The 18,738-nt window shown below is 71.9% G+C and carries 25 protein-coding genes; 2 read left to right on the top strand and 23 right to left on the bottom strand.

Features of this window, described 5'->3' with window-relative positions; all coding sequences use genetic code 11:
• Positions 1 to 6: 6 nt before the first annotated feature.
• The 6 genes from ACMXGY_RS05950 to ACMXGY_RS05925 form a co-directional block, all read right to left on the bottom strand.
• A complete protein-coding gene (locus tag ACMXGY_RS05950; protein WP_483775940.1) occupies positions 7 to 618 on the bottom strand; it encodes a peptide deformylase in 612 nt (203 codons plus the stop codon).
• Positions 615 to 1,976: a phosphoglucosamine mutase gene (gene glmM / locus ACMXGY_RS05945; RefSeq protein ID WP_483775939.1), complete on the bottom strand. Its 1,362-nt coding sequence runs from the start codon at positions 1,974 to 1,976 to the stop codon at positions 615 to 617. Before glmM ends, ACMXGY_RS05950 begins: the two co-directional genes overlap by 4 nt.
• A gap of 166 nt (positions 1,977 to 2,142) precedes the next feature.
• A complete protein-coding gene (gene rpsI / locus ACMXGY_RS05940; RefSeq protein ID WP_483775938.1) occupies positions 2,143 to 2,631 on the bottom strand; it encodes a 30S ribosomal protein S9 in 489 nt (162 codons plus the stop codon).
• 45 nt (positions 2,632 to 2,676) lie between these two features.
• Complete coding sequence (gene rplM / locus ACMXGY_RS05935) at positions 2,677 to 3,120, bottom strand: 50S ribosomal protein L13 (RefSeq protein WP_483775937.1); 444 nt, start codon at positions 3,118 to 3,120, stop codon at positions 2,677 to 2,679.
• Positions 3,121 to 3,290: 170 nt separating this feature from the next.
• On the bottom strand, positions 3,291 to 4,211 hold the full coding sequence (gene trhO, locus ACMXGY_RS05930; RefSeq protein WP_483775936.1) for an oxygen-dependent tRNA uridine(34) hydroxylase TrhO: 921 nt from the start codon (positions 4,209 to 4,211) through the stop codon (positions 3,291 to 3,293).
• Between the two features lie 20 nt (positions 4,212 to 4,231).
• On the bottom strand, positions 4,232 to 5,911 hold the full coding sequence (locus ACMXGY_RS05925; protein ID WP_483775935.1) for an ABC-F family ATP-binding cassette domain-containing protein: 1,680 nt from the start codon (positions 5,909 to 5,911) through the stop codon (positions 4,232 to 4,234).
• Between the two features lie 103 nt (positions 5,912 to 6,014).
• Between ACMXGY_RS05925 and ACMXGY_RS05920 the strand changes: the two genes are divergently transcribed.
• The gene (locus tag ACMXGY_RS05920) at positions 6,015 to 6,416 is read left to right on the top strand and encodes a DUF5709 domain-containing protein (protein WP_483775934.1); all 402 of its coding nucleotides are present in this window, start codon (positions 6,015 to 6,017) and stop codon (positions 6,414 to 6,416) included.
• A 19-nt stretch (positions 6,417 to 6,435) separates the two neighbouring features.
• On the opposite strand, the gene truA is transcribed toward ACMXGY_RS05920, so the two are convergent.
• A complete protein-coding gene (gene truA, locus ACMXGY_RS05915) occupies positions 6,436 to 7,332 on the bottom strand; it encodes a tRNA pseudouridine(38-40) synthase TruA (protein ID WP_483776797.1) in 897 nt (298 codons plus the stop codon).
• A gap of 125 nt (positions 7,333 to 7,457) precedes the next feature.
• On the opposite strand from truA, the gene ACMXGY_RS05910 reads away from it, so the two are divergent.
• Positions 7,458 to 8,228, top strand: coding sequence for an ROK family protein (locus tag ACMXGY_RS05910; protein ID WP_483775933.1), 771 nt, complete (start codon positions 7,458 to 7,460; stop codon positions 8,226 to 8,228).
• A 15-nt stretch (positions 8,229 to 8,243) separates the two neighbouring features.
• Here the strand turns inward: ACMXGY_RS05910 and ACMXGY_RS05905 are convergent, their stop codons facing one another.
• From ACMXGY_RS05905 to rpsH, 16 genes are all read right to left on the bottom strand, one after another.
• Positions 8,244 to 9,050, bottom strand: a complete 807-nt coding sequence (locus ACMXGY_RS05905) for an alpha/beta fold hydrolase (protein WP_483775932.1) — start codon at positions 9,048 to 9,050, stop codon at positions 8,244 to 8,246.
• A 128-nt stretch (positions 9,051 to 9,178) separates the two neighbouring features.
• The gene (gene rplQ / locus ACMXGY_RS05900) at positions 9,179 to 9,742 is read right to left on the bottom strand and encodes a 50S ribosomal protein L17 (RefSeq protein WP_483775931.1); all 564 of its coding nucleotides are present in this window, start codon (positions 9,740 to 9,742) and stop codon (positions 9,179 to 9,181) included.
• 74 nt (positions 9,743 to 9,816) lie between these two features.
• Positions 9,817 to 10,836 (bottom strand): DNA-directed RNA polymerase subunit alpha, encoded by a 1,020-nt coding sequence (locus tag ACMXGY_RS05895; protein WP_021479760.1) that lies wholly within the window; start codon positions 10,834 to 10,836, stop codon positions 9,817 to 9,819.
• A 170-nt stretch (positions 10,837 to 11,006) separates the two neighbouring features.
• Positions 11,007 to 11,411, bottom strand: coding sequence for a 30S ribosomal protein S11 (gene rpsK / locus ACMXGY_RS05890; RefSeq protein ID WP_483775930.1), 405 nt, complete (start codon positions 11,409 to 11,411; stop codon positions 11,007 to 11,009).
• A 116-nt stretch (positions 11,412 to 11,527) separates the two neighbouring features.
• A complete protein-coding gene (gene rpsM / locus ACMXGY_RS05885) occupies positions 11,528 to 11,902 on the bottom strand; it encodes a 30S ribosomal protein S13 (RefSeq protein ID WP_483775929.1) in 375 nt (124 codons plus the stop codon).
• A gap of 240 nt (positions 11,903 to 12,142) precedes the next feature.
• Positions 12,143 to 12,256 carry a 50S ribosomal protein L36 gene (gene rpmJ / locus ACMXGY_RS05880; RefSeq protein WP_003956441.1) on the bottom strand — a complete coding sequence of 38 codons (114 nt, stop codon included), beginning with the start codon at positions 12,254 to 12,256 and terminating at the stop codon, positions 12,143 to 12,145.
• A gap of 94 nt (positions 12,257 to 12,350) precedes the next feature.
• The gene (infA, locus tag ACMXGY_RS05875; protein WP_012867920.1) at positions 12,351 to 12,572 is read right to left on the bottom strand and encodes a translation initiation factor IF-1; all 222 of its coding nucleotides are present in this window, start codon (positions 12,570 to 12,572) and stop codon (positions 12,351 to 12,353) included.
• 243 nt (positions 12,573 to 12,815) lie between these two features.
• Complete coding sequence (map, locus tag ACMXGY_RS05870; protein ID WP_483775928.1) at positions 12,816 to 13,655, bottom strand: type I methionyl aminopeptidase; 840 nt, start codon at positions 13,653 to 13,655, stop codon at positions 12,816 to 12,818.
• A 48-nt stretch (positions 13,656 to 13,703) separates the two neighbouring features.
• Positions 13,704 to 14,318: an adenylate kinase gene (locus ACMXGY_RS05865; RefSeq protein WP_483775927.1), complete on the bottom strand. Its 615-nt coding sequence runs from the start codon at positions 14,316 to 14,318 to the stop codon at positions 13,704 to 13,706.
• Positions 14,315 to 15,613: a preprotein translocase subunit SecY gene (gene secY / locus ACMXGY_RS05860; protein ID WP_483775926.1), complete on the bottom strand. Its 1,299-nt coding sequence runs from the start codon at positions 15,611 to 15,613 to the stop codon at positions 14,315 to 14,317. Before secY ends, ACMXGY_RS05865 begins: the two co-directional genes overlap by 4 nt.
• Positions 15,614 to 15,936: 323 nt before the next feature.
• A complete protein-coding gene (rplO, locus tag ACMXGY_RS05855) occupies positions 15,937 to 16,500 on the bottom strand; it encodes a 50S ribosomal protein L15 (protein WP_483775925.1) in 564 nt (187 codons plus the stop codon).
• A gap of 2 nt (positions 16,501 to 16,502) precedes the next feature.
• A complete protein-coding gene (rpmD, locus tag ACMXGY_RS05850) occupies positions 16,503 to 16,685 on the bottom strand; it encodes a 50S ribosomal protein L30 (protein WP_021480439.1) in 183 nt (60 codons plus the stop codon).
• Entirely contained in the window at positions 16,685 to 17,341 is a 657-nt protein-coding gene (gene rpsE / locus ACMXGY_RS05845) for a 30S ribosomal protein S5 (protein ID WP_021480438.1), read from the bottom strand. Before rpsE ends, rpmD begins: the two co-directional genes overlap by 1 nt.
• Positions 17,342 to 17,381: 40 nt before the next feature.
• Complete coding sequence (rplR, locus tag ACMXGY_RS05840) at positions 17,382 to 17,753, bottom strand: 50S ribosomal protein L18 (protein ID WP_483775924.1); 372 nt, start codon at positions 17,751 to 17,753, stop codon at positions 17,382 to 17,384.
• A 2-nt stretch (positions 17,754 to 17,755) separates the two neighbouring features.
• On the bottom strand, positions 17,756 to 18,292 hold the full coding sequence (gene rplF, locus ACMXGY_RS05835; protein WP_483775923.1) for a 50S ribosomal protein L6: 537 nt from the start codon (positions 18,290 to 18,292) through the stop codon (positions 17,756 to 17,758).
• Between the two features lie 19 nt (positions 18,293 to 18,311).
• Positions 18,312 to 18,710 (bottom strand): 30S ribosomal protein S8, encoded by a 399-nt coding sequence (gene rpsH, locus ACMXGY_RS05830; RefSeq protein WP_483775922.1) that lies wholly within the window; start codon positions 18,708 to 18,710, stop codon positions 18,312 to 18,314.
• Positions 18,711 to 18,738: the final 28 nt, after the last annotated feature.

The following is an 18,738-nucleotide window of genomic DNA, read 5'->3' as shown; positions in this document are numbered from 1 at the left end:
CCGGCGCTAGCGTTCCCCGCCCGGCAGCCGGACCGGTCCGAGGGTGGACGCCAGGGTGCGCAGGTCGGCACCGTCGACGTAGAGCTCGCCCCGCAGGTGGTCCGTCTCGTGCTGCACGATGCGCGCGGGCCATCCCGTGAGCACGTCGTCGAACGGCGCCCCGTGCTCGTCCTCGCCCGTGAGACGCACCGAGCGGTGCCGCGTGCGCTCCGCCTGCCAGCCGTGCACCGACAGGCAGCCCTCGACGAAGGTGCGCGTCTCGTCGCCCACCGGCTCGTACCGGGGGTTGACGAGGACGCGGTAGGCCAGCGCCGGGCGCTCGCGCTCGTCGTCCGGGTCGGGCGAGCCCGGGTCCTCGACGACGGCGAGCGCCAGCCCGATGCCGACCTGCGGCGCCGCGAGGCCCACTCCCGGCGCGGCGTGCATCGTCGCGCGCAGGGCCGCGAGGAAGCGCGGGAGGAGGTCCCCGAGCTGGCCGGCGTAGGGCACGGCGGGCGTGCGCAGGACGGGGTGCCCCGCCTGCACGATCGGCAGGACGCCGTCGGCGGAGGTCTCGAGCAGCACGAGCACGTGCTCGTACAGCGTCTCGTCGACGCCGCGGCGCACGTTCACGCTCACAGCGCGAGCCGCTCGCGGACGACGCCTGCGAGCCGCGCCGCGACGGCGTCCGCCTGCTGCTGGGTGGCGGCCTCGACCATGACGCGCACGAGCGGCTCGGTCCCCGACGGACGCAGGAGCACGCGCCCCGTCTCGCCGAGGTCCCGCTCCGCGTCCGCGACGGCGGCGAGCAGCGCCTCGTCGTTCGACGCCCGGGCCTTGTCGACGCCAGGGACGTTGACGAGCGTCTGCGGGAGCCGCTGGACCACGCCCGCGAGGTCCGCGAGCTTCTGCCCGGTGGTGCGCACGCGCGCAGCGAGCTGCAGGGCGGTGAGGACGCCGTCGCCGGTCGTCGCGTAGCGCGACAGGATGATGTGGCCCGACTGCTCACCACCGAGGCCGTAGCCGTGCGCGCGCATCTCCTCGAGCACGTAGCGGTCGCCGACGGCGGTCTGCACGGTCCGGATGCCGGCGTCGCGCATGGCGAGCAGGAGGCCGAGGTTGCTCATGACCGTCACGACGAGCGTGTCGTGCGGCAGCGCGCCCTCGTCCTTGAGCGCGAGCGCGAGGACGCCCATGATCTGGTCGCCGTCGACGACGGTCCCCCCATGGTCGACCGCGATGCAGCGATCCGCGTCGCCGTCGAACGCGACGCCGAAGTCCGCCTCGGACGCCACGACGACGGCCTGCAGCTGCTCCGGGTGGTTGGAGCCGCACGCCGCGTTGATGTTGCGCCCGTCCGGGCTCGCGTTGATGACGACGACGTCGGCACCAGCCGCACGCAGGGCCGCCGGCCCGACGTCGCTCGCGGCGCCGTTCGCGCAGTCGACCGCGATCCGCAGGCCGGCGAGCGGCTTGTGGTCCTCGTCGGCGCCGATGCTCGACATGAGGTGCTCGACGTACGCGCCGCCCGCGCGGCCCGTGTCGGGCGAGATCCGGCCGACCCCGCCGTGCGTCGGGCGCTCCCACTCCTGCCCGAGCCGGCTCTCGATCGCGTCCTCGACCGCGTCGTCGAGCTTGACCCCGCCGCGCGCGAGGAACTTGATGCCGTTGTCCTGCATCGGGTTGTGCGACGCCGAGATCATGACGCCGAAGTCGACGTCCATGGTGCTCGTCAGGTACGCCACCGCGGGCGTCGGCAGGACGCCGACGTCCTTGACGTCCACGCCCGCGCTCGCGAGCCCGGCGATGATCGCGGCGCCCAGGAACTCGCCCGACACGCGCGTGTCGCGGCCGACGACCGCGCGCGGCCGGTGGCCCTCCTCCTGCCCGCTCGCGAGCACCCGTGCCGCGGCGACACCGAGGTCGAGCGCGAGCTCGCCCGTCACGTTCCCGTTCGCCAGACCCCGCACCCCGTCGGTGCCGAACAGCCGTCCCATGGAAGTCCCTTCTTCACACACCGGCCGTACGACGACCGTACGACCGTCCGCGCGCTCCCGCAGAGGAGCGCTCGGTCACCGGTCCTCACAAACGTCACCGGTCCTCACAAACGCAAGCGGCCCCGGCGGACGATGTCCACCGGGGCCGACGAGCGCACAGCGCAGATCAGCGCTTGGAGTACTGCGGTGCCTTGCGGGCCTTCTTGAGCCCGGCCTTCTTGCGCTCCACGACGCGGGCGTCGCGGGTCAGGAAGCCGGCCTTCTTCAGCGCGGGGCGGTTGTGCTCAGCGTCGATCGCGTTGAGCGCGCGAGCGATGCCGAGGCGCAGCGCGCCGGCCTGGCCGGAGGTGCCGCCACCGGTGATGCGGGCGACGACGTCGAAGCGACCCTCGACGTCGACCAGCTTCAGCGGGGAGTTCACCAGCTGCTGGTGGACCTTGTTCGGGAAGTAGCCCTCGAGCGTGCGCCCGTTGATCTTCCACTGCCCGGTCCCGGGGACCAGGCGCACGCGCGCGATGGCCTCCTTGCGGCGGCCCAGGGCCTGGCCGGGGGCGGTGATGCTCTGGCCGCGGCCCGTGGGGGCGGCGGACTCGGAGGTGTAGCTGGTGGGCGTCTCGTCGCCCAGCGTGTCGGTCTCGACGGTGGTCTCAGCCACGGGTGGTGTCCTCGCGTCTCTCTGTCGGCTACGCCTGGGCGGCGATTACTGCGCGACCTGGGTGATCTCGAACGGCTTCGGCTGCTGCGCGGCGTGCGGGTGCTCGGCACCCGCGTAGACCTTGAGCTTGCCGAACTGGCCGCGACCGAGGGTGGTCTTGGGCAGCATGCCGCGGACGGCACGCTCCACGGCACGCTCGGGGTGCTTCTCGAGCAGGTCGCCATAGGCGACGGCACGCAGACCACCCGGGTAACCGGAGTGGTTGTAGGCCATCTTCTGCTCGCGCTTGTTGCCGCTCAGGGCGACCTTGCCGGCGTTGATGACGATGACGAAGTCACCGCCGTCGACGTGCGGAGCGAAGGTCGGCTTGTGCTTGCCGCGCAGCAGGGTGGCCACGTGGGTGGCCAGGCGGCCCAGGACGACGTCGGTCGCGTCGATGACGTACCAGTCGCGCTGGACGTCGCCGGGCTTCGGGGTGTACGTACGCACGGTCGTAGCCTTCGTTTCTGTCTCAGAATGTCTTCTTCGGCCGCTGAAGCGTGCGGCCGAGAGGGCAGGTCGTTGCGCGGCGGGCTCGGTCGACACCCGCTCCTTGGCCGGCAGCGAGTGGGCGCGCTAGCGACACGGGCGTCGTGAGTAGAGCACAACGACTCATCAGACTACCTGGGCGACGGGCTCCCGGTCAAAGCGGCCGGACGCTCGCGGACGCACGTCTCGCACCGCGTCGTGCGGGCGACGTGGACGCAGTCCGGGCAGTAGAGCTGCAGGGTCCGGCAGCTCGGGTCCGTGCAGTTCTCGTACTTTGCCGTAGGCGCCTCGCAGCGCGTGCACGCGCCGAGCGGCGTCGAGCCCGGGCCGAGCTCGACGTGCATGCGCTCGTCGAACACGTAGAGCGACCCCTCCCACAGCCCGCCGGAGCCGAACACCTCGCCGTACCGCACGACGCCGCCGTCGAGCTGGTAGACCTCCTCGAACCCGCGCGCCCGCAGGAGCGCCGAGAGGACCTCGCACCGCACTCCCCCGGTGCAGTAGGTGACGACGGGGCGCTGCTTGAGGTCGTCGTAGCGGCCCGAGTCGATCTCGGCCACGAACTCCCGGGTCGTCGCCACGTCCGGGACCACCGCGCCCCGGAACCGCCCGATCTCCGCCTCGAACGCGTTGCGCCCGTCGAACATCACCACGTCGTCGCCGCGCGCGTCCACGAGCTCGTGCAGCTCGTGCGGCGACAGGTGGGTGCCGCCCCCGACGACGCCGTGCTCGTCGACCACGAGCTCGTCGGGGGCGCCGAACGTGACCAGCTCGGGCCGGACCTTCACGGAGAGCCGCGGGAAGTCCCGGCCCGTGCCGTCGGACCACTTGACGTCGATGCGCTCGAAGCCCGGGTACTGGCGCGTCGTCTTCACGTACTGCTTGAGGTCCTCGACCGTGCCGCCGAGCGTCGCGTTGATCCCGTGCTCGGACACGAGGACGCGCCCCGTGAGGTTCCACCGCTCCCCCAGCGCGCGCTGCCACAGCTGCACCGCGCGCGGGTCGGGCAGCGGCGTGAACGCGTAGAAGAGCACGATCTTGTGGACGGCCATGCCCACCAGGATAAGGACGGCTAGCGCGCGCGCTGCACCCGCTCGACGTCCCACACGGGCTCGGGCGCCTCGACGACCTCGCCGTCGGAGCCGAACACGAGGAAGCGGTCGAACCCGCGGGCGAACCACCGGTCGTGGGTCACGGCGAGCACGGTCCCCTCGAACGCGGCGAGGCCCGCCTCGAGCGCCTCGGCCGAGTGCAGGTCGAGGTTGTCCGTCGGCTCGTCGAGCAGCAGGAGGGTCGCGCCGTCGAGCTCGAGGAGGAGGATCTGGAGGCGTGCCTGCTGCCCGCCGGACAGGGTCTCGAAGCGCTGCTCCGCCTGCCCGACGAGCTCGTAGCGGTCGAGCGCGCGGCTCGCGACCTCCCGGCCCATGCCCGCCCGGTGTCCCTCCCCGCGGTGGAGGATCTCGAGCAGCGTCCTGCCACGCAGCTCCGGGTGGTCGTGGTTCTGCGCGAACCACCCTGGCCGCACGCGCGAGCCGAGCACCGCCCTGCCCGTGTGCGCGACGCGAGCAGGCGGGGCGCCGTCCGGCGCGGCGCCGGGCGCCGGGTCGCTCCCTCCGGCAGCCAGCAGCCGCAGGAAGTGCGACTTGCCCGACCCGTTCGAGCCGAGGACCGCCACGCGCTCGCCGAAGAACACCTCGAGGTCGAACGGCCTCATGAGTCCCGTGAGCTCGAGCCCCTCGCACGTCACCGCGCGCTTGGCGGTCCGTCCGCCCGTGAGCCGCACGGTCACCCGCTGCTCCCGCGCGAGCACCTCGGGACGCCCGGCCTCCTCGAACTTGCGCAGGCGCGTCCTCGCGGCCTGGTACCGGCTCGCGAGCCCGTCGTTGAACGCCGCCTTGGTCTTGAGGGTGAGCACGAGCTCGCGGAGCTTCGCGTGCTCCTCGTCCCACCGGCGCGCGAGCTCGGCGAGCCGGTCCCGACGGTCCGCACGCGCCTGGGCGTACGTCGCGAAGCCGCCCCCGTGCACCCAGACCGTGCCGCCGCCCGGCGTGGGCTCGAGCGTCGCGACCTGCGTCGCGGTGCGCGCGAGCAGCTCGCGGTCGTGCGAGACGAACAGCACGGTCTTCGGCGACGCGACGAGGCGCTCCTCGAGCCAGCGCTTCGTCGGGACGTCGAGGTGGTTGTCCGGCTCGTCGAGCAGCAGGACCTCCTCCGGGCCGCGCAGGAGCGCCGTGAGCGCGAGCCGCTTCTGCTCGCCGCCCGAGAGCGTGCGCACCTCGCGCCACTGCGCCTTCTCGAAGGGGATCGACAGCACCTCGTCGGTCACCTCGTCCCAGCCGGCCTCGGCGTCGTACCCGCCGACGTCGGCCCAGTCCGCGAGCGCCTGGGCGTAGCGCATCTGGGCGGGCTCGTCGTCGACCGTCATGATGTCGAGCTCGGCCGCGGCGAGCTCGAGCGCCGCGTCCCGCAGCGCCGGGGGCGCGAGCTCGACCAGGAGGTCGCGCACGGTGCGCGCGTCGTCGATGCGCCCCACGTCCTGGCGCATCACGCCGAGGCCGCCGCTGCGCGCGACGGACCCGCCGTGCGGCGCGACGTCGCCCGTGACGATGCGCAGCAGCGTCGTCTTCCCGACGCCGTTGGGACCGACGAGCGCGACCCGCGCGCCGTCCGCGACGCGCAGGTCGACGCCGTCCAGGAGGGTGCGCCCGTCGGGCAGGTGATAGGTGACGTCGCTGAGGTCGAGGTGTCCCACCCCGACATCCTCGCCCGGGCGCACCGCGCGGGTCACGTCCATTGCGAGGCGTTCGCCGGCGGAGGTGCTGCGTGCCGCGCCGCGAGGTGCCAGGGTGGGACGCATGAGCGAAGACACCACCGGCACGAGCCCCGACCCCGAGACCGGCGCGGAGGGCGACAACGACCAGCTCCAGGCGGAGGACACGCTGCTGGACCGCGGTGTGGCCGACGTCCTCGACGAGGGCTACTCCCCGCCCGACCGCGAGCGGAAGAACCACTTCGGCGAGACGCCGTGGGAGGAGGTCCACGGCGAGTCGCTCGACCAGCGCCTGTCCGAGGAGGAGCCGGAGGAGTGGGAGCGCGACCCCCTCGACCGCCCCGACGAGACCCGGTCGGGCCGCCTCGTCTCCGACCCGGACGCGCTCGACGGACGGCAGAACGACACCTACGCCGACGACGAGGGGATCTCCGGTGGCGCAGCAGGCGCCGAGGAGGCCGCGGTGCACATCGTCGAGGAGCCCTGAGGCTCCCGACGCGAGGGACTCAGGGCGCCTCCCAGACGTCCTCCTCGTTCCGCACCGCCCGGATCCGCTCCGCGCGTGCCGCGAGCTCGGCGTCGGGCGGGTACGTGACCTCCTCGAGCACGAGCCCGTGCGCGGGCACGACGCCGGCCCCCGCGTCGCGCCGTCGGCTCGCCAGGAGCTCGGCGGGCCAGCCGACGGCACGGCGGCCCTCCCCGACGGCGAGCGACGCGCCCACGAGCGCGCGGACCATGTTGTGGCAGAACGCGTCGGCCCGGACGTGCGCGACGACGAGTCCCGCGTCCGGGCCGCCCTCCGGCCGCGACCACGACAGGTGCTGGAGCTCGCGGATCGTCGTGGCGCCGGGGCGGGGCTTGCAGAACGCCGCGAAGTCGCGGACCCCGAGCAGGGGCCGGACCGCCGCGTCCATCGCGTCGACGTCGAGCGGACGCCGGTTCCACAGGACCCACTCGCGGCGCAGAGGGTCTCGCTGGGCAGGGTCGTCGGCGACGCGGTAGGTGTACGCGCGGTGCAGCGCCGAGAAGCGCGCGTCGAAACCGTCGGGCGCGCGCGTCGCCCGGTGCACGACGACGTCCGGGGGCAGCACCCCGCCGAGCCGCGCCACGAGCGCGTCCCCGGGGGACCGGTCCGACCGGCCGGGCAGGGCGTCCCACTGCGTGCGCGTCAGGTCGAGGTGCGCCACCTGGCCGCGCGCGTGCACGCCCGCGTCGGTGCGACCCGCGACGGTGAGCCGCGGGCCGTGCGGAGGCCCGCCGCGCAGGAGGGTCGCGAACCCCTCCTCGAGCGCCCCCTGCACGGTGCGCAGGCCGGGCTGGCGCGCCCAGCCCGCGAAGCGCGTCCCCTGGTAGGCGAGGTCGAGGCGGACGCGCACGACGTCGTCGGGAACGTCACCCGGCACGTCGTCGAGCACGGCGACGGCGGGCGCCGGGGAGGGTTCGTCGGGGAGGGCTGCGTCGGTCACGGGAGTTCACGGTAGCCGCCGCCGCCGCGCGCGACACCTCGCGCGTGCCTACGCTGCCCCCCATGACCGGGGACACCGCGGACGTCCGCACGCTCGCCGTCGACTGCGGGGGCGGCGGGATCAAGGCGAGCGTGCTCGACACGTCCGGTACCGCGCACGCCGCGCCCGTGCGGGTCCCGACCCCGTACCCGCTCCCGCCCGAGCTCCTCGTCGAGACCGTCGCGGACATCGCGGCCTCGCTCCCCGCGGCGGACCGCGTGACCGTCGGCATGCCGGGGATGATCCGCCGTGGCGTGGTCGTGCATACGCCGCACTACGTGACGCGCAGCGGGCCGCGCTCGCGCGTCGACCCGGCGCTCGTCGAGGCGTGGACGAGCTTCGACGTCCAGGCAGCGGTGGCGCGACGGCTGGGCGTGCCCGCGCTCGTGCTCAACGACGCCGAGGTCCACGGCGCCGGCGTGATCGCGGCGTCGGGCCTCGAGCTCGTCCTCACGCTCGGGACCGGGCTCGGCTCGGCGCTCTTCCACGGCGGCCGGCTCGCCCCGCACCTCGAGTGGTCCCGGGCTCCCGTGCGGCGCGGCACGACGTACGACGAGTACGTCGGCGAGCCCGAGCGGCGCCGCCTCGGCAACGGGCTCTGGTCGCGCCGCGTGCTGGCTGTCGTCGAGGGCCTGCGCCCCGTGTTCTGGTGGGACCGCCTGTACCTCGGGGGCGGGAACTCGCGGCAGATCGCGCCGGGCGTCCTCGACCGGCTCGGCGACGACGTCGTCGTGGTGCCCAACTCCGCCGCGCTCGTGGGCGGGGCGCGCGCGTGGGACCTGCCGCCGGCCTGAGAGGTCGGCAGGGGCTCAGCGGCCGACCAGGTGCTCCCGGTCCGTCCGGGCGCCGGCTCGGTCCGCCCTCGCCTGCTCGGCCGTCGACACCGCCTGGTGGGCGTCGAGCAGCGCACGGTTGAACGCGACCGGCGCGTCGAGGTTCACGAGATGACGTGCGCCGGGGACCACGACCAGCCGTGCGGGCGCTCCCCCGCTCCGGGCCGCCTCGACGTACGCCCGCTCGCCGAACCGGAAGTGGTCCCAGCGGCCGTTCACGACCCACACCGGGGAGTCCGACACGGCGAGGGCGCGCAGCGGGTCGCACGAGCCCGTCTCGCGCAGGATCGCGCTCATCACGTCGAGCGCGAACCCGCCCGCCGCGATGTCCGCGGCGCCCTGCGGCGTCAGCGCCCGGTCGACGAGCGCCTGGTTGAGCCCTGCGCCCCCGTCCGGGAGGCGCTCGATGCCGCGCGCGACCAGCAGCCACCCGTCCCGCAGCCTCGTTGCCGGCGGGGTGGAGCACGCCGCCGCGACGAGCCCGGCGACCTGCTCGGGGAACCGTGCGCGCGCCTCGATCGCGACGTACCCACCGAGCGACAGGCCGACGACGAGCGCACGGCCGCCGACGTCGTCGACCCCTAGCGTGACCGCATCGACGGCACCCTCGAGCGTGAAGGGCTCTCCACGGCGGGCGCCGTGCCCGGGGAGGTCCACCGCGAGCCCCCGGACGCCCACCCGGTCCAGCGCGTCGAGCTGCGCGCGCCACATCGTCCGAGAGGTGCGCGAGCCGTGCACGAGCACCACGGGAGGTCCGGTCTGGCCGTCAGGACGAAGGCTCACGGGGCTCACCGTTCGACCTTAGGACGAGCCCCTCGACGCCGCACGGGCTGCGGCGCATCCAGCGAGAGACGACGGAAGGGCCCGGGACCGCGTACGGTCCCGGGCCCTCACGAGGGAGAACGAGAGGCTCAGGCCTCCTTCGTCTCCTCGGTCTTCTCGTCGGCCGGCGCGTCGGCGGCGTCCTCGACCGGTGCGTCCTCGACGGCGACCGGGGTCTCCTCGACGGGCGCGTCCTCGACCTTGTCGGCCTTCTTCGCGGGCTTGTCGGCCTTCTTCTTGCTCGCCTTTTCCGCAGCCTTCTCGGCCTCGCGGACGACGGCCTGCTTCGGGCTGACGGGCTCGGTCACGAGCTCGATGACCGCGAGGGGCGCGTTGTCGCCCTTGCGCGTGCCGACCTTCGTGATGCGCGTGTAGCCACCCTCACGCTCCGCCATCTGCGGGGCGATCTCGGTGAAGAGCGTGTGCACGACGGACTTGTCGCGCACGACGCGCAGCACGCGACGACGCGCGTGCAGGTCGCCCCGCTTCGCGAACGTGATGAGGCGCTCGGCCAGCGGACGCAGGCGCTTCGCCTTGGTCTCGGTGGTCGTGATGCGGCCGTGCTCGAACAGCGCCGTGGACAGGTTCGCGAGGATCAGACGCTCGTGAGCCGGTCCACCGCCGAGCCGCGGGCCCTTGGTGGGGGTAGGCATGGGATGTGCTCCTTGGGAAGTGTTCGCGCCGCAGGTGCGGACCCGGACGCGGTGAGGTGTCTAGAGCCGCAGGCTCAGTACTGCTGCTCGGTGTCCGAGAACGTCGCCTCGTCGTCGTCGCCGTCGTAGTACGCGGCGGCCGACGGGTCGAAGTCGAGCGGCGAGTCCTTGAGGGACAGGCCGAGCTCGGCGAGCTTCTCCTTCACCTCGTTGATGGACTTCGCACCGAAGTTGCGGATGTCCAGCAGGTCCGCCTCGCTGCGGGCCACGAGCTCGCCCACCTGGTGGATGCCCTCGCGCTTGAGGCAGTTGTACGACCGGATCGTGAGGTTGAGCTCCTCGATCGGCAGCGCCAGGTCGGCGGCCAGGGCCGCGTCCGTCGGCGACGGGCCGATCTCGATGCCCTCGGCCTCGACGTTGAGCTCACGGGCCAGGCCGAAGAGCTCCACCAGCGTCTTGCCCGCCGACGCGAGCGCGTCGCGCGGCGAGATCGCCGGCTTCGTCTCGACGTCCACGACCAGCTTGTCGAAGTCCGTGCGCTGCTCGACACGCGTCGCCTCGACCTTGTAGGTCACCTTGAGGACCGGCGAGTAGATCGAGTCGACCGGGATCCGGCCGATCTCCGCGTCGAACGACTTGTTCTGCGACGCGGAGACGTAGCCGCGGCCGCGCTCGACGGTGAGCTCGATCTCGAGCTTGCCCTTGTCGTTGAGCGTGGCGATGTGCAGCTCAGGGTTGTGGACCTCCACACCCGCGGGCGGGACGATGTCCGCCGCGGTGACCGCACCAGCGCCCTGCTTGCGCAGGTACATCACGACGGGCTCGTCGTTCTCCGAGGAGACGACGAGGTTCTTGATGTTGAGGATGACCTCGGTGACGTCCTCCTTCACACCCGGCACGGTGGTGAACTCGTGGAGCACACCGTCGATGCGGATGGAGGTGACCGCCGCGCCCGGGATGGACGACAGCAGCGTGCGACGCAGCGAGTTGCCGAGCGTGTAGCCGAAGCCCGGCTCCAGCGGCTCGATGGAGAAGCGCGAACGGTTCTCCGAGATGACCTCTTCGGTCAAGGTGGGGCGCTGTGCGATCAGCACTGGTGGTTTCCTTTCGGTGAGCGTCCGCCATATGACGCTTCACGGTTCAAGGCGAGGTGCGCGCCTGCGGCACGCGGGCCCCGGCCGGGACTCTGTCCACCCGGCCGGGAGGGGCCGCCGGGCCCGTCAGGAGGCAAGTGCCCCGTGACGGGCGCCGACGACGAGGGGGGTCAGACGCGACGACGCTTGGGCGGGCGGCACCCGTTGTGCGCCTGCGGCGTGACGTCCTGGATCGAGCCGACCTCGAGGCCGGCCGACTGGAGCGAGCGGATCGCGGTCTCGCGGCCCGAGCCCGGGCCCTTGACGAAGACGTCGACCTTCTTCATGCCGTGCTCCTGCGCCTTGCGCGCAGCGGCCTCGGCCGCGAGGCCGGCCGCGAACGGCGTCGACTTGCGCGAGCCCTTGAAGCCGACGTCGCCGCCGGAGGCCCACGCGATCACGGCGCCCGTCGGGTCCGTGATCGACACGATGGTGTTGTTGAACGTGCTCTTGATGTGCGCCTGGCCGGCCGGGACGTTCTTCTTGTCCTTGCGGCGAGGCTTGCGCCCTGCAGCGGCGCGAGTCTTGGGAGGCATCTCTTGTTCTTCTCCTGGTCTGAGGTGGTCTGACCGCGGGGATCTCCGACCGGCGTGACGTGGACCGAGATTCGGCCTGCGTCAGCGCGCGAGCGGGGCCCGCCCTGCGGACTGGCTCAGCGGGCCTTCTTCTTGCCGGCCACGGTGCGCTTGGGTCCCTTGCGCGTACGCGCGTTGGTCTTCGTGCGCTGACCGCGCACAGGCAGGCCGCGGCGGTGACGCAGGCCCTGGTAGGTGCCGATCTCGACCTTGCGGCGGATGTCGGCGGCCACCTCACGACGGAGGTCACCCTCGAGCTTGAAGCTGCCCTCGAGGTAGTCGCGCAGCGCGACGAGCTCGGCGTCGCCGAGGTCCTTCACGCGCGCGTCCGGGCTGATGCCGGTCGCGGCCAGCGTCTGCTGGGCGCGGGTACGGCCGACGCCGTAGATGTAGGTGAGCGCAACCTCGAGCCGCTTGTCGCGGGGGAGGTCGACGCCGATAAGACGTGCCATGTGCCTTTCGGCTCCTCGTTCATCGTCGGAGGTCTCTCGCACCGCCCTCCCGCGGGGAGCTCCGCGGGCCCCGGCCTCCGAGCCGGGGGTTCCCCTGCCTGTGGCGTCTCCTCCCGGACGTGGTCCGGGGTGCCGAGCAGGTTCGTGGTGGTGCGCTGGTGGTCGTGACCGCCTCGTGGCGGGCGACCTGGTGACCCGTGGTCCCGAGGGACCGTCACCCGTGGCGCGCAGGCGCTGGGCTCAGCCCTGGCGCTGCTTGTGCCGCAGGTTGTCGCAGATCACCATGACGCGACCGTGCCGGCGGATCACCTTGCACTTGTCGCAGATCTTCTTGACGCTGGGCTTGACCTTCATCTGTGTTCCCTCAGTGGTGCCGCGCTCCCGGGCGCGACCGACGGGCGGTCCCGGTGGCCGGTGGCGGGGCTGGTGAGTGGTGGACGCGTGGCGACTACTTGTAGCGGTAGACGATCCGGCCGCGGGACAGGTCGTACGGGCTCAGCTCGACCACGACCCGGTCCTCGGGGAGGATCCGGATGTAGTGCTGGCGCATCTTGCCCGAGATGTGCGCGAGAACCTTGTGACCGTTGGCCAGCTCCACGCGGAACATCGCGTTCGGCAGGGCCTCGACCACGCTGCCCTCGATCTCGATGACACCGTCCTTCTTTGCCATGTCCTCCGCTAACTCTCGTCTGAACTGCATGGTTTTCCCGCGCGCGCCCGACCCGAGGGCCGTGCATCCGTGGGAGTCGCGTGGAGCCGTGTGCCGATGCCGGTCGCCCGGGTCCCGAGGGACGGGGGCCAGGCAAACGGACAGCACGGACTGCACCCGACGGACCATCCTACGGCATCGGGCAAGGGTCGCGAAACCACGCGCGGGTGACGACGGCGTGGGGCGCGTCACGCCACCCGTGCGTCAGGCCGCCGGCAGCGGAGCGACCTGGACGCCGCGCGCCGCGAGCTCCTCGGCGCCGCCGTCGGCGGCTGTGAGGACCCAGATGCCGTCGTCGAGGATCGCGACGCTGTGCTCCCAGTGCGCCGCACGGGCGCCGTCGTCGGTCACGACGGTCCAGTCGTCCTCGCACACCTGGGTGAACCGCTCGCCGCGCGTGACCATCGGCTCGATCGCGAGGCACATGCCGGGGCGCAGCCGCGTCCCCTTCTCGCGCGTGCGGTAGTTGGGCACGTCCGGCGGCTGGTGCATGGCCGAGCCGATGCCGTGCCCCACGTACTCCTCGACGATCCCGTAGGTGACGCCGTCGGCCTCCCCCGAGCCCCGGACCGAGTCCTCGATCGCCGACCCGACGTCGCACAGCCGCTCCCCCGTGGCGAGCGCCGCGATGCCGGCCCACATGGCCTGGCGCGTCGCCTCGACGAGCGCCTCGTCGCGCGGGTCGCCCTCACCGAGGACGAACGAGACCGCGGAGTCGCCGTGCCAGCCGTCGACGATCGCACCGCAGTCGACCGAGACGACGTCACCGGGCCGCAGCTCCCGTGCCCCCGGGATGCCGTGCACGACCTCGTCGTTGACCGAGACGCACAGCGACGCGGGGTAGCCCTCGTACCCGAGGAACGACGGCGTCGCACCCGCGTCCGCGATCACCGCTGCGGCGAGTGCGTCCAGGTCCGCCGTCGTCATGCCCGGGCGCACGCTCTCGCGCACCGTCCCGAGCGCGCGCGAGACCACCAGGCCGGCGCGCCGCATGGCGCGCACCTGGTCGTGCGTCTTGTACTCGATGCGTTCGCGACCGAACACCCTGCTGCTCCCTCAGACCGTGACCGTGCGACGAGCGACCTCGGTCGCTCAGCCCACCCGGGCCTCGAGGCCGGCGACGATGCGCTCCGTGACCTCGTCGATGTCGCCGATGCCGTCGACGCGGACGAGGAGCCCGCGCTCGTCGTAGGCGGAGGTGAGCGGAGCCGTCTGCTCCGCGTAGATGTCGAGGCGGCGGGCGATCGCCTCCTCGGTGTCGTCCTCACGGCCCTCGAGCTCGGCGCGCCGCGCGAGCCGCGCGAGCAGCTCGTCACGGTCCGCCGTGAGCTCCACGACGCCGTCGAGCGACTGGCCGAGGCCGGCGAGGATTGCGTCCAGCTCGACGACCTGCGCCGCGTTGCGGGGGTAGCCGTCGAGGATGAAGCCTCCGGCCGCGTCGTCCTGCGCGAGGCGGTCACGGACCATGTCGTTCGTCACCGAGTCCGGGACGAGCTCGCCCTTGGCCGTGTACTCCTGCACGAGCCGACCGAGCTCCGTGCCGCCCTTGATGTTGGCGCGGAAGATGTCGCCCGTCGAGATCGCGGGGATCTGCAGGCGCTCGGCGAGGCGCGCGGCCTGCGTACCCTTCCCCGCGCCCTGCGGGCCCATGATGACGAGCCGCGCGGCGCGCGAGGAGCTGGAGGTGCCGTCGGGGGTGGTGCTCAACGGAGGAACCCTTCGTAGTGGCGCTGCTGCAGCTGGGAGTTGATCTGCTTGACCGTCTCCAGGCCGACGCCGACGACGATGATGATCGAGGAGCCGCCGAACGGGATGTTCGTGCTCACGCCGAGACCGATGAGGACCAGCGTCGGCAGCAGTGCGACGAGCGCGAGGTAGATGGCACCCGCGGAGGTGATGCGGGTGATGACGTAGTCGAGGTACTCGGCGGTCGGGCGCCCGGCACGGATGCCGGGGATGAAGCCGCCGTACTTCTTCATGTTGTCCGCGACCTCGTCCGGGTTGAACGTGATCGACGTGTAGAAGAAGCAGAAGAACAGGATCATCAGCACGTACAGCAGGATGTGCAGCGGCGCGGCCGGGTCGGCGAGGTTGGTGCTCACCCAGATGACCCAGTCGGCGCTCTGGTCGCCGAACTGCGCGATGAGGCCCGGGACCGCGAGCAGCGAGGCCGCGAAGATCACCGGGATGACGCCCGCCATGTTGATCTTGATCGGGATGTAGGTGCTCGAGCCGCCGTACATGCGGCGGCCGACCATGCGCTTCGCGTACTGCACCGGGACCCGGCGCTGCGACTGCTCGACGAAGACGACGAGCCCGATCACGACCACGATGACCGCGATCATGATGATGAAGTTCGTCGCGCCGTTCGCGCCGCCCGCGATCGACCACAGGGCCGTCGGGAAGCTTGCCGCGATCGACGTGAAGATGAGGAGCGACATGCCGTTGCCGACGCCGCGCTCGGTGATGAGCTCGCCGAGCCACATGATGAGGCCCGTACCCGCCGTCATGGTGATGACCATGATCGCCATCGTCACGAAGCTGCCGTCGGGGATGACCTCGACCGAGCAGCCCTGGAAGAGCAGGCCGTTGCGCGCCGTCGTGATGACGGTCGTCGACTGGAGGATCGCGAGCGCGATCGTCAGGTAGCGCGTGTACTGCGTGAGCTTCGCCTGGCCCGACTGGCCCTCCTTGTGCAGGGCCTCGAAGCGAGGGATGACGACACGCAGCAGCTGGACGATGATGCTCGCGGTGATGTACGGCATGATGCCGAGCGCGAAGATCGACAGCTGCAGCAGTGCCCCGCCGCTGAAGAGGTTGACGAGGCCGAGCAGGTCGTTGCCCTCGGCGGTCTCCGCGATGCACTGCTGCACGTTGGGGTAGTCCACACCGGGAGTGGGGATGAACGACCCCACCCGGAAGATCGCCATGATCGCGATCGTGAACAGCAGCTTGCGCCGCAGGTCGGGCGTCCGGAAAGCCCGGGCGAATGCGCTGAGCACCTATCCTCCTGGCCCGCCGAGGCGGGATGTCGTGTCGCCGGGAGGCCCGGCGAGGTGTGACGCACGGCACGAGCGCCAAGTGGCACCCTAGCCGTTGCGCCGCGTCGAACGGCAAACCGGTGTCACCGACCGGACGGACCGGACGGGGCACCGAGCGTGACGGCGGTCACCCGCGCGAGGCGGACGACGGCCGACGGGAAGTCTAACCGTGGTGCGCTGCCGGACGGACCACGGGTCGTGCGACGGTCGTGCCGCGAGGCGACCCCTGGGACGCGGACAGGGCCGACAGCGCAGCTGCGCCATCGGCCCTGTCCGTGGAGGGATCAGTCCTCGGAGACCGAGCCGCCGGCGGCGAGGATCTTCTCGCGCGCCGCACCCGAGAGCGCGTCGACCGCGACCTCGAGCTTGACGGTGATCTCGCCCGTGCCCAGCACCTTCACGAGCTGGCCCTTGCGGACCGCGCCCTTGGCGACGAGGTCCTCGACGGTGACCTGGCCACCCTCGGGGTACAGCGCCGCGAGCTTGTCCAGGTTCACGACCTGGTACTCGGTGCGGAACGGGTTCTTGAAGCCGCGCAGCTTCGGGAGGCGCATGTGCAGAGGCATCTGCCCGCCCTCGAAGCGCTCGGGAACCTGGTAACGAGCCTTCGTACCCTTGGTACCGCGGCCCGCCGTCTTACCCTTCGACGCCTCACCACGACCCACGCGGGTCTTGGCCTTCTTGGCGCCGGGAGCCGGACGCAGGTGGTGGATCTTGAGCGTGCCGCCGGCACCCTCGGTCTGCTTGCCGGCCTTGGCGGCCGGCGCGGCCTCCGCCTTGGCCGAAGCCTTGGCAGCGGTCTTCTTCTTCGGAGCCTCAGCGGTCTCCTTGGTGGCCTTCTCAGCCATGGTCACTCGACCTCCTCAACGGTGACGAGGTGCGCCACCGTCGCGACCATGCCGCGGATCTCCGGGCGGTCCTCCTTCACGGCGGTGTCGCCGATCCGCTTGAGGCCCAGAGTGCGCAGCGTGTCGCGCTGGTTCTGCTTGCCGCCGATGGCGGACTTCGTCTGGGTCACCTTGAGCCTGGCCATCAGGCGTTCACCCCCGCAGCACGGGCACGCAGGAGCGCGGCCGGGGCCACGTCCTCGAGCGGGAGACCACGGCGCGCGGCGACAGCCTCAGGCTGCTCCAGGTTGCGCAGGGCCTCGACGGTCGCGTGCACGATGTTGATCGCGTTCGACGAGCCGAGCGACTTGCTCAGCACGTCGTGGATGCCGGCGCACTCCAGCACGGCGCGCACCGGACCACCGGCGATGACACCGGTACCCGGAGCGGCCGGACGGAGGAACACGACGCCTGCGGCGGCCTCACCCTGGATGGGGTGCGGGATGGTGCCCTGGATGCGCGGGACCTTGAAGAAGTTCTTCTTGGCCTCCTCGACACCCTTGGCGATCGCCGCGGGCACCTCCTTCGCCTTGCCGTAGCCGACGCCGACGGTGCCGTCGCCGTCGCCCACCACGACGAGCGCGGTGAAGCTGAAGCGGCGGCCGCCCTTGACGACCTTGGAGACGCGGTTGATGGTGACGACACGCTCGACGAAGGCGTTCTTCTCGGCTGCGTCGCCACGGCGACCGTCGCGACGGTCACCGCGACGGTCGTCGCGGCGCCCCCCGCGCGCGTTCTGGTCGCTCGACTCGTTGGCGGCACCCGTGGGGGCGCCGGTGTTGCTGCGCTGCCCTGCAGCCATCAGAGAATCCTTTGCTTCCGTGTGGGGATGGTCGGCGTCGTCACAGGGCCAGACCGCCCTCGCGGGCGCCGTCGGCGACCGCAGCGACCCGACCGTGGTACTTGTTGCCGCCACGGTCGAAGACGACCGAGTCGACGCCCTTGGCCTTCGCACGCTCGGCGACGAGCTCGCCGACCTTGCGGGCCTTGGCGCTCTTGTCGCCGTCGAGCGCGCGCAGGTCCGCCTCGAGAGAGGAGGCCGACGCGAGCGTCTGACCGATCGTGTCGTCCACGACCTGGGCCGTGATGTGACGCGTGGAACGCGTCACCACGAGGCGCGGACGAGCGGCGGTCCCCTTGATCTTCTTGCGCAGGCGCAGGTGGCGGCGCTGTCGCGCGACGGCCTTGCCCTTGCCGAGAACCTTCAGAGCCATCGTTACTTACCAGCCTTTCCGACCTTGCGGCGGACGACCTCGCCGGCGTAACGCACACCCTTGCCCTTGTACGGCTCGGGCTTGCGGATCTTGCGGATGTTCGCTGCGACCTCGCCGACCTGCTGCTTGTCGATGCCGGAGACCGAGAACTTCGTCGGGCTCTCGACCGCGAACGTGATGCCCGCAGGCGGCGTGACGACGACCGGGTGGCTGAAGCCGAGGGCGAACTCGAGGTCCGATCCCTTGGCGGTCACGCGGTAGCCGGTGCCGACGATCTCGAGCTTCTTCTCGTAGCCCTGCGTCACACCCTGGACGAGGTTCGCCAGGAGGGTGCGGGTGAGGCCGTGCAGCGCGCGGGACTCGCGCTCGTCGTTCGGGCGCGTCACCACGAGGGTGCCGTCCTCCTGAGCGACCTGGATGGGGGTGGGCACGTTGTGCTCGAGAGAACCCTTGGGGCCCTTCACGGTCACGAGCGCGCCGCTGATGGTGACATCCACTCCGGCCGGGACCGGAACGGGGATCTTGCCGATTCGAGACATGGCGTATCTCCTTTCCGGATTACCAGACGTAGGCGAGGACTTCGCCGCCCACGCCCTTCTTGGCGGCCTGCTTGTCGGTGAGGAGGCCGGAGGACGTGGACAGGATCGCCACGCCCAGGCCCCCGAGCACCTTGGGCAGCTCGGTGGACTTGGCGTACTTGCGCAGGCCCGGCTTGGACACGCGGCGCACGCCGGCAAGGCTGCGCTCACGGTTCGGGCCGAACTTCAGCTGGATGGTGAGGTTCTTGCCCACCTTCGCGTCCTCGACGCTCCAGCCGGAGATGTAGCCCTCGGCCTGGAGGATCTCGGCAATGTGCGACTTCAGCTTCGAGTACGGCATGGTCACCGTCTCGTGGTAAGCCGAGTTCGCGTTACGCAGACGCGTCAGCATGTCTGCGATCGGGTCGGTCATCGTCATCGGGCTTAGCCCTTCCTCGACGTGGTAT

This window comes from Cellulosimicrobium sp. G4 BAM 1002 (genome assembly GCF_057126935.1).
The sequence above is the reverse complement of the archived record's forward strand: the minus strand, read 5'-3'. Positions and strand labels throughout refer to the sequence as shown.

Coding starts and splice junctions, on each gene's coding strand:
- rpmJ (WP_003956441.1), bottom strand. CDS start 12,256: ATGAAGGTCAAGCCCAGCGTCAAGAAGATCTGCGACAAGTGCAAGGTG.
- rpsH (WP_483775922.1), bottom strand. CDS start 18,710: ATGACGATGACCGACCCGATCGCAGACATGCTGACGCGTCTGCGTAAC.
- rplR (WP_483775924.1), bottom strand. CDS start 17,753: ATGGCTCTGAAGGTTCTCGGCAAGGGCAAGGCCGTCGCGCGACAGCGC.
- rpmD (WP_021480439.1), bottom strand. CDS start 16,685: ATGGCCAGGCTCAAGGTGACCCAGACGAAGTCCGCCATCGGCGGCAAG.
- rpsK (WP_483775930.1), bottom strand. CDS start 11,411: ATGCCTCCCAAGACTCGCGCCGCTGCAGGGCGCAAGCCTCGCCGCAAG.
- rplO (WP_483775925.1), bottom strand. CDS start 16,500: ATGGCTGAGAAGGCCACCAAGGAGACCGCTGAGGCTCCGAAGAAGAAG.
- glmM (WP_483775939.1), bottom strand. CDS start 1,976: ATGGGACGGCTGTTCGGCACCGACGGGGTGCGGGGTCTGGCGAACGGG.
- trhO (WP_483775936.1), bottom strand. CDS start 4,211: ATGGCCGTCCACAAGATCGTGCTCTTCTACGCGTTCACGCCGCTGCCC.
- rplQ (WP_483775931.1), bottom strand. CDS start 9,742: ATGCCTACCCCCACCAAGGGCCCGCGGCTCGGCGGTGGACCGGCTCAC.
- ACMXGY_RS05920 (WP_483775934.1), top strand. CDS start 6,015: ATGAGCGAAGACACCACCGGCACGAGCCCCGACCCCGAGACCGGCGCG.
- rplF (WP_483775923.1), bottom strand. CDS start 18,292: ATGTCTCGAATCGGCAAGATCCCCGTTCCGGTCCCGGCCGGAGTGGAT.
- rpsE (WP_021480438.1), bottom strand. CDS start 17,341: ATGGCTGCAGGGCAGCGCAGCAACACCGGCGCCCCCACGGGTGCCGCC.
- infA (WP_012867920.1), bottom strand. CDS start 12,572: ATGGCAAAGAAGGACGGTGTCATCGAGATCGAGGGCAGCGTGGTCGAG.
- rpsM (WP_483775929.1), bottom strand. CDS start 11,902: ATGGCACGTCTTATCGGCGTCGACCTCCCCCGCGACAAGCGGCTCGAG.
- ACMXGY_RS05910 (WP_483775933.1), top strand. CDS start 7,458: ATGACCGGGGACACCGCGGACGTCCGCACGCTCGCCGTCGACTGCGGG.